Below are 14,166 nucleotides of genomic sequence, written 5' to 3' on the forward strand. Positions count from 1 at the left end.
ATTACTGAAAGCTCGGCTCGGCACACACCGCAGACGTGGCACGAAGTGTACGCAGCCCCAAAAGCACGATCACCACCATGACCAGCCCCGCGACAATGGCGACACCGAACCCTGCCTGCGCGCCATAGACGTCAATAACAAGGCCTGCCAGTACGCCGCCGAGCGCTACGCCGATGCTGATGCCTGTCGACATCCACGTTAGTCCTTCGGTGATCCGGGATGGTGGAACAATGGTCGTACCGAGGTTCATGACGATGACCATCGTTGGCGCGAATGACATACCGGCCACAAACAACATCCCGGAAAGGATGTAGACGTCCGGTGAGAGGATGGGCAATACGGCTGTGACTGCCGTTATCAGAACCCCGATAAAGAACTGCTTTTCAATTGGCAAGGAAATCCTTAGCGCGCCGAACGTCAGGCCCGCGATCATGGAGCCGAGCGCATAGGCTGCCAGGATGAAACTGGCGGACGCTGGCCAGCCTTGAGCGGTGGCGAAAGCCACAACCGCCACATCGATTGATCCGCCAATCACACCCATAGCCAAGAGCGCCAGCACGATAGTACGAACGCCGGGGATAAGCAGGGTCGAACTCGCGCTTCTTTTAATGCCCACAACCACTTTCGGTTCTGTCTGCCGCTGCATAAGAAAAGCTGTCACGCCGACAACCAGCAACAACACGGCTACAAGAGGCCCGGCTTCGGCGAAAAAGCTGACGCTCAAACCGATGGCAAGTGGTGGGCCGATGATAAAGGCGAATTCAGTTAGAACCGTGTCCAAAGAGAAGGCCGTGTGCAATTGCGGCTTGCCACGGAAAAGCTGCGTCCAGCGTGCTCTTATCATCGCGGGCATGCTCGGCATCGTGCCCGCCAATGCCGCAAGAATAAAAAGCAGTGGGGCCGGAGCCCTCAGATAGACAGCAATGATCAGCGCCAGCAACATACCAATGCTGAAGGCCGTCACAAGGGGCAGAACCTGACTCTGGCCCCGTTGATCAACCAGTTTTGATACTTGCGGGCCAATCAGCGCATTCGCCAAGGTAAAAGTACCGGCGACCGAGCCCGCCAGCCAATAGAGACCCGTCTGCTGCACCAACATGGTAATGATGCCGATGCCGATCATTGCCTGGGGCAGACGGGCAATGGAACTCGCGATCACTAACCCCATGACGCCCGGGGTGGTGAGCAGTTCGCGGTAGGGATTTGCCATGATTCCTCCTGTTTATACTTCGACGCTGATAAGTAGCCCGCTAGCGTGCAACGCAAACCAATGGGGCATATCGGCGCCTGAATGGTTATTTGAGCCAGCATGCAAGTGGGCTATTCCCACTTGCGTGCAGATGAGCGAAACGCTCAATCATTTCCTCTTACGAAAGCGCTCGACTCAATGCTTCAGCCAGGTGCTTGCGATGACTGACATCCTCCATCATCGATACATGCGTGCCTGGAATAGAAACAGAACTGATCGCCAAATCAGGCAAGAGCTCTCTCCACCCGCCTACCATATCAACCTGCGGCAGACTGCTTCGCGCACGTTCAGCCGCGTAGAAATGATAGAGATTGATCGGCAATGGAGAGGGTTTATAGGCGCCGGAAATGTGTGAGAAATGATAAATGGCTTGCCATTTGACTGTTTCCTGCGAGAGGTCTGCATTTAAATCATAGCCTCCTAAATCCTGTGCTTTTTGAATCAGCGCACCAAACTCGTCACCCTCATTTAACACATCGAATTTATGACGCTCCGCTTCGAAAGCGACCGCCTTAACATGCTCAATAAAGTAGTGCTTTATATCGAGATTCTTATAAAGCAACTTATGCGGCGCTGGTACGTCAATGAAGCCTAAAAACTCAACACTGGCCTCCTTGCACATAAGCGCATGGGCGATGGCATAAGCGAGAATCCCGCCAGAGGAATACCCGGCAATGCGATAAGGCCCTTCAGGCTGGATCGCCCGTATGACCGGCAGCATTCTTTCGGCCATCTCCTCCATCGAGTGAGGCAAAGGTTCCCCAATGGCCGACCACGGCAAGACAAGGATCGGGCAGCTGACACGGATTTGTTGGGCCAGAGAAATCGCATACGAATAATCGGCCAGTCCCGAGGGCACAAAAAAGACCGGGGGCTCAGTCCCGCCAGCGCGCACCGTGATCGCCCCGATCTGCGAGTTCAACACAGGAGACTGTGCGATCCGAGCGGCAAGGTTGGCCAATCGCGGGTGTTCAAAAATGTCGCTCAGCGAACACTCCAGACCATAACTCCTTATTTTCTGCATCAACTGGACGGCCATGAGCGAATGGCCGCCGAGGGCGAAGAAGTTGTCATGGCGACCGACCTGCTCAACCCCGAGCAACCCTGACCAAAGCGCTGCCAGGATCGTCTCGGCCTCACCTTGTGGTACCTCATACGCGGCATGGGCAAAGGCCTCGCCTTCGGGAACAGGCAACGCCCGCCGATCAAGCTTGCCATTGGGGGTCAGCGGCAAGCGTTCAATCAGCACAAAGGCAGACGGCACCATGTAGTCGGGTAGACGTTCACTCAAATAATCACGCAGTCGTCCTGAAAGCGGTAGACCCACCTCTGAGTCGGCATTTCCCGAGACCTCTGGATGAGCCACGACATAAGCGACCAGTCGCTTGTCCGGGTCAGTGCCTTGCACCTCCACAACCGCCTCGCGGATGGAGGGATGCCCGGTCAATCTGGCCGCAATTTCACCCGGCTCGATCCGCAAGCCACGGATCTTGACCTGATCGTCATTGCGCCCCAGGAACACCAGGTTTCCGTCCGGCAGATAACGGGCCAGGTCCCCCGTCTTGTACATACGCGCGTCAGGCTTGCCGGCAAATGGATCGAGCAAGAAACGCTCAGCCGTCAGTTCGGCGAGGTTCAGATAGCCACGCGCAACACCCATCCCCCCGATGTACATCTCACCCACCGCACCCAGCGGAACAGGCTCGCCATGCGCGTCCAGGAGGTAAATCCGTGCGTTTGAAATCGGACGGCCTATCGGCACCGGATCAACGTCATCGGAGGAACAGCGATGGACCGCCGCCCAGACTGTCGCTTCAGTCGGGCCATACTCATTGAACAATTCAACGTCAGTAAGGGCTGAAGTCACTTCCTGTACCAGCTTCGCAGGACAGGTTTCACCCGCCACGATCACCTGACGCAGTTGTCCATATCCAAACTGGGCGACTTGCGGCAGAACCAATCTTGCGAGAGACGGCACCAGCAGCACTGACGTGACTTTGTTCTCAATCAACAGGCGGCTGATGACCAGTGGATCTACGACGGCTTTGCCACCTGGCAAACACAATGCACCACCGGTGGTTAACGTTCCGAAGATGCCGGCTACGGAACTGTCAAACGCCATCGATGACAGCAGCAAAAATACAGTGTCGGAACTCGGCTTATAAACCGTGGTTCGTGCCAGTGTCGATGCGATCAATCCACGGTGCTCGATCATGACGCCCTTGGGCTGACCGGTTGAACCCGAGGTATAGATCAGATAAGCGAGGTTACGCGGCGTAAGGCCGGGAAACTGGAAATTGGCATCAGCCTTCGTCAAGATTTCATTGGGATCGAGCACGGTGTGGAACTGCAACACCTCACCCAGTACCTGCCGGCCGGCCGCATCGGCCAATATCAGGACCGGCGCCGTATCGGCAAGAATGTAAGCCAGTCGATCTCCCGGATAGGCCGGATCAAGCGGCACATAGGCGCCGCCCGCCTTCAGGATCGCCATCAAACCCACAACCATCGCCGCCGAGCGCTCGACACAGATCGCCACCCGCTGGTCGGGCCCGACGCCCTGCTCGACCAGCCGATGTGCCAGTCGATTCGCCCTGGCATTGAGCTCACCGTAACTGAGCGCCTCGCCCTCAACGATCAGCGCCGTTGCCTCCGGAGTGCGCGCCACCTGCGCCTCAAACAAATGATGAATGCACAGATGATCCGGGCAGGATGCCTCCGTTGCGTTCCACGTCTTGAGCAGCAAGGTACGTTCAGCCGCAGGCAAAATGTTCAGCTGTCGAACCGGGCGCTGCGGCGAGCGCTCCAGGGTCTGCGCCAGACTGTCCAGCGCCTGCTCCATGTAGCCACACACGCGATCGGAATCGAACGGTGTAACCACTTGGGTCGTCAACCCCAGTGAGTGGCTGAAATCTTCCACGGATAATGTGAACGGATAATTGGTCCGCTCTTGTTCACTCAAGAACTCGACGCCCGGCATTTGCCCCATGGTCTGGACGATGTTGTCCGACCCCGCCAGATCATTGTGCCGATAGTTGAGCAATGCGCTGAACAGCGGCGTACCTGTGGCGACCCCACTGCATCGTTGTGCCAGCGCCAGCGAGGCATGCTCATGGGCGAGCAACCCGGCCAGTCGGGCGTGAGCCTGCTGGACGCTCTCAGCGGTATCAATGCCGCCTGAGTCAAAGCGGATCGGCAGCGTGTTGATGAACATGCCCATCGCTCGATCCGACCCGTGGCCCGCTTGCATGCGCCCAAACAGCACCGTACCGAACACGACCTTTTCCTGGCCGCTGGTGCGTGCAAGAACCTGGGCAAAGGCAACGTGACACAGACTGGCGAGGCTCACATTCAATCGCCTCGCCTGCGCCCGCAGCCGTTCATTGAGTTCGGCCGAAACCATGCGGTGGGTCTGCCCAACTTGCGCGCCGTCCAGATGCACTTCGGCCAACCCGAAGGGCAGCGTCGGCTCTTCTATGTCAGCCAGCATCGATCTGAAGAAACGCTCATGTTCCGCCACGCTCTTACCCAAACGCACCTGACCGATCAGGTTGCGGAAAGGTTGAGGCGATGGCAATTTCTCACCGCGATCGGCGAGGAAAGCCTGTACTTCGTTATAAAAAAACTGCAAGGAAGAAGCATCGTCAATCAAGTGATGCTGCAGTTGCATCAGAATGAAGCGGCCTGCGACAGGGTCTTGGACAACGATAAAGCGCAGCACCGGCGCCAAGGTCAGGTCAATTCGGTGCCGACATGAATCGAAGCGCCGGGAAAGCTGTTCGGTAACGGGGCCGTCTGCCGGATCGAGAACAACATCAGTGACGGAGAGCGGAGCCTGTTGCCAGACAACTTGCGCGGCGCGAGACAACCCTTCCCAAACAAAAGCGGTACGCAAAATGTCGTGGCGGTCGACAACCCGTTGAACGGCGCCGAGATAGCGCTCCAGTGTTTCACGATCAGCGAAGGCCATCTGGGCCACCAGCAAATAGGGGTCACCTTCCTTTGCCAGCATGTGGTGGAACAGGATGCCGTCCTGCATGGGTGAGAGCGCATAGATATCCTGGATGTTGGCTGCCCCTCCAGGTACTTGTGAAACGATCAGGTCGATGTCCGATTGACTGAGATCGATCAACGGCAGCAGGTCGGGCGTGATTCTGCCGGTCTCGGGATTGATAAGATTCGGCGGCACCACCACCTCGCGGTGTTGCCCAAGTGTGCTGGCCAGCACCGACAACACCGGCGTCTGAAACAGATCACGCACAGCAAGGCTCAAGCCTTGGCGGCGCAACCGCTCGATCAACCGCACCGCCAACAGTGAATGGCCGCCGAGGGCGAAGAAGTTGTCATGACGACCGACCTGTTCAACGCCAAGCAACTCTGACCAGATCCCGGCAAGGGTGACCTCGATCTCGCCCAACGGCGCCTCGTAGGACGCATGGGCAAAGGCATCGCCCTCAGGCTCCGGCAGAGCACGCCGATCAAGCTTGCCATTAGCCGTCAGCGGCAAGCTTTCCATCTGCACAAAGGCAGACGGCACCATGTAGTCGGGTAAACGACTGCTCAGGTAATCACGCAGCGATCCCGCCAGCGCCAAACCAGCCTCAGAGGCTATCGACGTGTCCTGAACCTCGGACTGCGCCACCACGTAAGCCACCAGGCGCTTGCTGGCATCCTCGCCTTGCGCCACCACCACCGCCTCGCGGATGAGAGGATGTTCGGCCAATCGGGTTGCAATTTCACCCAGTTCAATCCGGAAGCCGCGGATCTTCACCTGATCGTCATTGCGGCCCAGAAACGCCAGATTACCGTTCGGCAGGTAACGGGCCAGGTCCCCTGTTTTATACATCCGCGCTTCAGGTTTGCTGGCGAAGGGATCGCGCAGGAATCGCTCGGCCGTCAGCTCGGGCCGGTTCAGGTAGCCACGCGCAACACCGGCGCCGCCGACGTACATCTCACCCACGGCCCCCGTCGGAACAGGCTGACCAAACGCGTCGAGAAGATAGAGATTCAAATCTGGCAGACGCCGACCGATCACGCTGTCGTCTTGTCGCGCATCGGATGAAGTCAGGGGGTACCAGGAGACGTGGACCGTGGTTTCAGTGATCCCGTACATGTTCACCAGTTGCGGGGCGGATTCGCCACGCACGCCATACCAGTCGCGCAGGGTTGACGGTTGCAGCGCTTCGCCGCCAAAAATGACATAGCGCAACCGGTCCGATGACGGTTGTGCATATTCGATCAAGGCTGTGAAGGCGCTCGGGGTCTGGTTCAGGACGGTGACGCCCTGCTCACAAATCAACTGATAGAACGCTTGCGGAGAACGGGTAATGGCATGCGGGACCAACACTAGCGTGCCGCCATAACGAAGGGCGCCCCACAGCTCCCAGACCGAGAAGTCGAAGGCAAAAGAGTGGAACAGGCACCAGACGTCACTGGCCGCAAAACCAAAGTCGGCGTGTGTCGTGTCGAACAGACGCACCACCTGAGCATGCTCGATCATGACCCCTTTAGGTTGTCCGGTTGAGCCCGAGGTGTAGATGATATAAGCGAGATTATTGGGGGTAAGGCCTGGAATTTCTGGGTTGGCGTCCGCCCCGCTCAACGCTTCAACGTGGACCTCATTGGGATCGATTACAGTACGAGCCTGCAACGCATTCCCGAGCGCCTGGCGCCCGGCCGCATCAGCCAGCACCAGGGCCGGAGCCGTATCGCCAAGAATGAACGCCAGTCGTTCCCCCGAGTACTCCGGATCAAGCGGTACATAGGCGCCGCCTGCCTTCAGGATTGCCATCAAGCCAATAACCATTACCGCAGAACGCTCGACACAGATCGCCACGCGCTGGTCAGGCTTGACGCCCAAAGCAATCAGCCGATGCGCCAGCCGATTGGCCCTGACGTTGAGTTCGCCATAGCTGAGCGCTTCGCCCTCAAAGACCAGTGCAGTTGACTCAGGACTGCGTGCAACCTGGTCCTCGAATAGCTGATGCATACACAGATGAGCCGGGCAGGATTCATCCATCGAGTTCCATGTCTTGAGCAACAAGGTGCGCTCAGACGCATCAAGCAGGTCTATTTTGGCGACAGTCTGGCAGGCATCCCGGGTCATCTCGGCAAGCACAGTCTTCAGATAACCCACGTGACGCTCGATCGTGGCTGCGTCAAACAACGCCGTCGCATAGCCAAGCGCCCCCACGATTCGATCGCCCGCCTCGGCCAGGTTCAGCTCCAGATCGAACCGGGCGACCTCATAGGAAGAACCCACCGGGCTGGCTTCAAGGCCGGGCAAGGCCCATTGGCCTGCATCGTAGTTTTGCCAGGCAAATACCACCTGAAACAGGGGCGTATGGCTCAATCGTCTAGGCGGCTGCGTTATCTCCACCACCTGCTCGAACGGTAGATCCTGGTGATCCTGGGCCTTGAGTGCCCGCTCGCGTACTCGCGCAATGAGTTCGGCAACGCTCGGGTTGTCGCCAAGATCGATCCGCAGCGCCAGTGTGTTGACGAAGAAGCCAATCAGCGGCTCTATGTCGCAATGCCCCCGGTTGGCACTTGGCGCGCCGATCACAATATCTTCCTGCCCCGACAGGCGTGACAGTAATGCCGCCCAGGCCGACAGCACGGTCATGAACAACGTCACACCCTGCTGCTGGCTGAAACGCTTGAGGGCCGTTGTCAGCTCTGCACTGAGTTCGATCGGCACGGAGGCGCCCACAAGAGATTGTTGCTCAGGCCGACGCCGGTCTGTTGGCAGGTCGAGCAGCGTTGGCGCGTCGGCCAGCGCCTGCTTCCAGTAAGCGGCCTGCTCATTCAAGCGCTCCCCCGACAGCCATTGCCGCTGCCAGGCGGCATAGTCCGGATACTGGATCGCCAGCGGTGGCAATGGACTGGCCTGATGGTTGCTGAAAGCCGTGTGCAGCGCACTCAGCTCAGGCAAAAGTATGCCGAGCGACCAGCCATCCGAGACGATGTGGTGTTGTGTGATCAGCAATACATGCTCATCTGCGGATGCGGCGACAGGCACCCGGATCAGGCAAGCCCGAATCAGCGGACCAGTAGCGAGATCAAAGGGCGCCCGAGCCTCTTCGGTGCAAAGCCTTGCAAGCTCGGCTTCTGCGCCCGGTCCAGGGAGATCAATCTCGCGCAATGTCAAACCCTGGTCGCTGGCCAGCAGACGCACTTCGACCTCGCCCTCTTGGGTGACAAAGACCGAACGCAATGCCTCATGGCGCGACCACAGTGCATCAAGGGCCTGCTGCAAGACCGTCACGTTCAACTGGCCGCGCAATCTCAGCGCCAAGGGGATGTGATAGGCGTCGCTGAACCCGCTGTCGAGTTGCGCCAGAAACCACAGTCGCTGCTGAGCGAAAGACAACGGCAAGGACTCATCGCGAGTGAGGGTCCGGATCGGTGCACGCGCCACAGCGCCGCCGTCGCGCTGGGCTTCAATCGCCAAAGCCACAGCCTTGAGCGTTGGAGAGGCGAACAAGGTGGCGAGCGGCAATTCAGCCCCAAAGGCTGCTATGCGACTGACCAGCCGCACGGCCATGAGCGAATGGCCGCCAAGTGCGAAGAAATTGTCATGGCGACCGACCTGCTCAACGCCAAGCAGCTCCGACCAGATCCCGGCAAGGAGGACCTCTGCCTCGCCCAGCGGCGCTTCGTAGGCCTCACGGGCAAACGCACCTTCCTGCGGAACCGGCAACGCCTTGCGATCAAGCTTGCCATTGGCCGTCAGGGGGAAGCTTTCCATCCGCACAAAGGCAGACGGCACCATGTAGTCGGGTAAACGACCACTCAGATAGTCACGCAGCGTTCCCGCCAGCGCCAAGCCAGCTTCAGAATCTACCGATGCGTCATGAACCTCGGACTGCGTCAAAACATAAGCAACCAGGCGCTTGTCGGTCTCCTCGCCTTGCGCCACGACCACCGCCTCGCGGATGGAGGGATGCTCGGCCAGTTTGGCCGCAATTTCACCCAACTCGATCCGGAAACCGCGGATCTTCACCTGATCATCATTGCGACCCAGAAACACCAGATTGCCGTTTGGAAGATAACGGGCCAGGTCTCCCGACCTGTACATCCGCGCGTCAGCCTTCCCCGCAAAGGGGTCGTGCAGGAAACGCTCTGCCGTCAGTTCGGGACGGTTCAGGTAGCCGCGCGCCACACCGGCGCCGCCGACGTACATTTCACCCACTTCCCCCATCGGAACAGGCTGGCCATGCGCGTCCAGAAGATAGAGTTTCAGATCTGGCAGACATTGACCGATCACACTTTCGGCTTGTTGCGCATCGGATGAAGTCAGCGGGTACCAAGTGACGTGAACCGTGGTTTCGGTGATCCCGTACATGTTGACCAGTTGCGGGGACGATTCTGATTCTTCATGCACGCCATACCAGTCGCGCAAGGTCGACGGTTGCAGCGCTTCGCCGCCAAAGATGACGTAGCGAAGAGGATCCGATGACGGTTTCACGTGCTCCATCAACGCTGTAAAGGCGCTCGGAGTCTGGTTCAAGACGGTGACGCCCTGCTCACAAATCAGCTGGTAGAACGCTTGGGGAGAACGGGTAATGGCATGCGGGACCAACACCAAGGTGCCGCCATATCGAAGCGCTCCCCACAGTTCCCAGACCGAGAAGTCGAAAGCAAAAGAGTGGAACAGGCACCAAACGTCACTGGACTTAAAACCAAAGAATGGATGTGTCGTGTCGAACAAACGCACCACCTGAGCATGTTCGACCATGACCCCTTTGGGTTGTCCGGTTGAACCTGAGGTGTAGATGATATAAGCGAGGTTGCTGGGGGTAAGGCCGGTGACTTCAGGGTTGGTGTCCGCTTCGGTCTGGACCGCACGGGGATCGATTACGGTATGAGCCTGCAAAGCGTCCCCGAGTGCCTGGCACCCGGCCGCATCAGCCAGCACTAAAACCGGAGTTGTATCGCCAAGAATGAACGCCAGTCGCTCCCCCGAGTTCTCCGGATCGAGCGGCACATAGGCGCCACCCGCCTTCAGGATCGCCATCAGGCCAACCACCATCGCCGGGGATCGCTCGACACAGATTGCTACCCGCTGGTCAGGCCTGACGCCCGAAGCAATCAGCCGATGCGCCAACCGATTAGCCCTGGCGTTGAGTTCGCCATAGCTGAGCACTTCGCCCTCAAAGACCAGTGCCGTTGCCTCAGGATTGCGCGCAACCTGCGCCTCGAATAGCTGATGAATACACAGATAAACAGAATATTCAGACGTAACTTGGTCGTGCATCCTTGCCTCCAGAAGTGAACAAGGTCACTTCTATCGATTGATTGCACCTACATCATGTAAGTGCAAGTCCATGGAATATTATCTATTGACTTCTACCTGCCGCAGGTCTCAAACGAATCCAACGGCGAAGTATCGATCATTAGAACTAATCACTTTCTTTTATATAAAACAGGCGTCTCAGTCGACATCATCTCGCCAGTGCCGCCACACATTACCAAACCCACGTCTTCCGGGCATTCCAGACAGCTCGCAGTTAAAAATCCTGGTCTATTTCCGCCCATGAAAAACAACATCCATGGCCAGACAAGCCAGGACGTTTACTTTCTACGTTAGAGATAAACAATGATCTTTGAGTATATTCAGCAAAACGATTTCGATCCGATTTCAGCTAAGAGGCCCATCTACGCCAAGAGTCTACCCCTGACACATCGAAGTCAATACCGGTCGAAAACTGACACATCCTAACGATTATCCAGTTCGATCCATGAGTGTGAAATAACCGTTTCGTGTGTTTTTTGTAAGCGCTTTCCCACGAATCAATTGCCATCGTATGCGTGGTCGCTTTGACCCTTCTGTCATCCATTGCCTACGTCGATAGTCACCCATCAACTCAATGAAGTTCTCATAAAAACTCCGCGGCGTAACATCGGCTCCATACCAAAACAACTACACCCCGGAGCACACCCATCATGAAACGCCAAATCCTTCTCAGCATCGCTTTCTCGGTTTTTGCAGTTAACGCTTTTGCCGCTACCTCTGCTCACCCGGTTGTCGCTGAAGGCGGCTCGGATCGTCTGATTGAAAATCGTGTGGCTGAGGGTGGCTCAGACCGTCTGATCGAAAACCGCGTTGCCGAAGGTGGCTCCGACCGTCTGATCGAAAGCCACGCTGCATAAATGAACAGCTTCACCGCAGTACTCAATGAAAAGCCCGGCCTGACCAGCCGGGCTTTTTCATGCGCGAAAATAAATCAGTCCCGAATCAAGGACCGACTGACCTTGTAAACAAAAACTCGGCGCCGGCCCCGGCACGTCGTCCTGCACGTCGACACGTTGCATGCCGCGGTTTGGGGTGGCCTTAAAAGCAATCGCGAGGTGGTTCGTTGCATCGCTTTATTATCCTTGACGAACGTCGGGAAGCCCTATTGCGGCTGAAAGGTCTGAAGGTACGCCAACAGATTTTCGATCTTTTCCGGATCGCTGAGCCCCCAGAAAATCATGCGGGTGCCAGGGACCACTTCCTTTGGATCTTCAAGGTATGCGGTCAGGGTTTCGTGGGTCCAGACGATGCCGGCTGACTTCATGGCGTCGGAATATTGATAATCCGTGGTGCTGCCCGAAGCGCGTCCAAAAATGCCATTGAGTTGCGGCCCGAACGAACCCCGCGCCGACTCCCCGACTTGATGGCAGCCGCCGCATATCCGTTTGAACAATGTCGCGCCCGCTTCAGCATCGCCGGCCGCGTGTGCCTGCGCGCCGAACAACCCGGCATTGAGCACCAAGGCCAGGGTGAGTGCTGCGGCTTTCTTCATGTGCTGCTCCAAATCATCTGTGGCTTATCGCGCGTGAATCAACTCGCACTCGGTTGAAATTTCTTCCTGTAAGCCGCCGGGAGCAAACCCACCCGCTGGCGGAAAAGTCTACGGAATGAATTGCCATCTTCGTAGCCCACGGCGTACGTGATGCTGTCCAGTGTCATTCGCGTGGATTCAAGCAACTGCTTGGCCTTCTCCAGGCGCAGGGTTTGCAGGTAGGTAATCGGCGTGTATCCGGTGGCCTCCTTGAAGCGCCTTTTGAAGTTGCGCACGCCAAATCCGAAGCGCTGGGCGACATCATCAATCAGCAGTGGCTGATCGAAATGAGCCTCCAGCCAGTTTTGCGACCGCAGGATGTCGCCATCCCCGTGCCCCTTCGGCATAGACCACATGACATACACCGATTGCTCGCTGCGCACCGTGTCGACGAGCAAGTATTTGCCACATTTCTGCGCCAGATCCAATGAAGCAAACCGGCGTACGAGGTGCAGCAAAAGGTCCATGGCGGCACTCGCGCCACCGCTGGTGATCACGCGATTGTCCTCGCAGAGAATCTGCGTCTCCTCCAGGCAGACCTCGGCGTACCGACGACGAAACAGGTCCGCAAAGGCCCAGTGCGTGGTTGCTCGAACGCCATCCAGTAGCCCCGCTTCGGCCAGCATGAACGCCGCCGTACACATTGAAGCCACCACCGCACCCTGCGCGTGCTGTTGCCGCAGCCATGGCCCATAGGCCGAAAATGCCGGCAAGGCATCCCTCAGGGTGAAGAGAAATCCCGGGATCAGCACCAGATCGGTTCGCGGGACCTCGACGGTGGACAGGTCCGCGCGCAGCGTCTGCCCTCCCCACGCGGCGACATCATTGCCATCAAGGGAAGCGATGACGACTTCAAAAGGCGCGCCGGCCGTGTCTGCGAACAGGTTGGCGGCGCTGAGCACTTCGAGGGCCATGGTGGCGCTGGCGGCGGAACATTGGTCCGCCAGTAAAAGAGTGACGTGCATAAATGATCCCATTGCGCTTTTCGCATGAAAAAAGTCATTTGCGCACCTACCTTACCTGATCCCTCCTCCCTAAAGTGCACCACGTCACTCAATCATCGGCGTACTTATGAATCTCTGGTTTCGACTGTTCCTCATGCTGTTTCGTCGCCCGTGGCGCAAGCCGGTCGATGCCTTGGCCACCACCGTGATCCGCCTGCGCGTCTGGCCGCTCGATCTCGACCTCAACCGCCACGTGACCAATGGCCGCTATTTCACCCTGGCCGACCTGGGACGCATGGACTACGTACTGCGAAGCGGTGCATTTCGGGTGGCGCTGCGAAATAAAGCGGTGCCGATCGTTGGCGATACCTGGGGCAAATTCCGTCGTGAGCTGAAGCTGTTCGAAGCGTTCGAGATTCACACCCGGATGCTCGGTTGGGACGATAAGTGGAGCTTTATGGAACACCGCTTCGTGAGCAAAGGACGCGTGGTTGGCGTCGTCGTGATGCGCGGCCTGTTCCGCGCCGGCAAAGGCACGGTTGCACCCGGCGAGTTTGCCCGGGAGCTGGGCCTGGCGGAACAATCGCCACCGATGCCACAGTGGCTGACAGACTGGTCGCAAAGCTGCAACGACATGAGCCGTGAGCTTCGAGAGGAGGAAGGTCAGCCTGCCCGGCATCCGCAGGCAGTCGAGGAAGTTTGAGGCCCCGCTGACAGCGGCAAGCGCAGGCTCTATCCTGTGCACCCGCGCCATTTCACCGGAGAACGCTGTGCCGCCCCTGACCAACCGCGAGGTTTACCAGCAACTGCGCGATGCAGCGCTGGAAGTCCGGCCTCTGATACACCTCGCCGAACAACCCGAGCCCGGCCACGTGTACGTCGATATCGAAGGCTGGCGCCTGAGCCTCGGCTTCGACGGCACTCGCCTGTTGCATTGCCAACGTTGCCAGAGCCCGGATGGTCGCGTGGGTGAGCTCGAGCACTGGCAACGTTACGGCACTGACCCGGTGAGTTTGCTCAGCACCTGGGAGTTGGCGCAGATTGAGCGTTTGCTGGCGGAACTCAAAACCGCGGTTTGACCGCCTTCCAGTCCGGTTTGTAACGCTGCATCTGCTTCACGTCATCGCGCTGGCAAATGTTTCGC

The 14,166-nt window shown here is 58.0% G+C and carries 5 protein-coding genes and 2 pseudogenes; 3 read left to right on the top strand and 4 right to left on the bottom strand.

Annotation, left to right across the window (positions count from 1 at the left end):
- Position 1: 1 nt before the first annotated feature.
- On the bottom strand, positions 2–1,210 hold the full coding sequence (locus ACA070_RS19125; protein WP_497447899.1) for an MFS transporter: 1,209 nt from the start codon (positions 1,208–1,210) through the stop codon (positions 2–4).
- A gap of 157 nt (positions 1,211–1,367) precedes the next feature.
- Positions 1,368–10,430, bottom strand: a pseudogene (locus ACA070_RS19130) (non-ribosomal peptide synthetase); the annotation flags it as partial.
- Positions 10,431–11,197: 767 nt separating this feature from the next.
- Here ACA070_RS19130 and ACA070_RS19135 point away from each other — a divergent pair.
- Positions 11,198–11,401: pseudogene (locus tag ACA070_RS19135) on the top strand (phage infection protein); the annotation flags it as partial.
- Between the two features lie 248 nt (positions 11,402–11,649).
- Here the strand turns inward: ACA070_RS19135 and ACA070_RS19140 are convergent.
- Entirely contained in the window at positions 11,650–12,039 is a 390-nt protein-coding gene (locus ACA070_RS19140; protein WP_497447900.1) for a c-type cytochrome, read from the bottom strand.
- A gap of 38 nt (positions 12,040–12,077) precedes the next feature.
- Complete coding sequence (locus tag ACA070_RS19145; protein WP_497447901.1) at positions 12,078–13,043, bottom strand: GlxA family transcriptional regulator; 966 nt, start codon at positions 13,041–13,043, stop codon at positions 12,078–12,080.
- A 106-nt stretch (positions 13,044–13,149) separates the two neighbouring features.
- On the opposite strand from ACA070_RS19145, the gene ACA070_RS19150 reads away from it, so the two are divergent.
- Both ACA070_RS19150 and ACA070_RS19155 read left to right on the top strand, forming a co-directional pair.
- Entirely contained in the window at positions 13,150–13,725 is a 576-nt protein-coding gene (locus ACA070_RS19150; RefSeq protein ID WP_497447902.1) for an acyl-CoA thioesterase, read from the top strand.
- A 67-nt stretch (positions 13,726–13,792) separates the two neighbouring features.
- Positions 13,793–14,101, top strand: a complete 309-nt coding sequence (locus ACA070_RS19155) for a DUF7693 family protein (RefSeq protein ID WP_497447903.1) — start codon at positions 13,793–13,795, stop codon at positions 14,099–14,101.
- The last annotated feature ends 65 nt before the right edge of the window (positions 14,102–14,166 follow it).

This window comes from Pseudomonas sp. LBUM1678 (genome assembly GCF_059695575.1).

Bases quoted from the DNA above. Each gene is read 5' to 3' on its own strand.
- ACA070_RS19125 (WP_497447899.1), bottom strand. From the start codon at position 1,210: ATGGCAAATCCCTACCGCGAACTGCTCACCACCCCGGGCGTCATGGGG.
- ACA070_RS19140 (WP_497447900.1), bottom strand. From the start codon at position 12,039: ATGAAGAAAGCCGCAGCACTCACCCTGGCCTTGGTGCTCAATGCCGGG.
- ACA070_RS19145 (WP_497447901.1), bottom strand. From the start codon at position 13,043: ATGCACGTCACTCTTTTACTGGCGGACCAATGTTCCGCCGCCAGCGCC.
- ACA070_RS19150 (WP_497447902.1), top strand. From the start codon at position 13,150: ATGAATCTCTGGTTTCGACTGTTCCTCATGCTGTTTCGTCGCCCGTGG.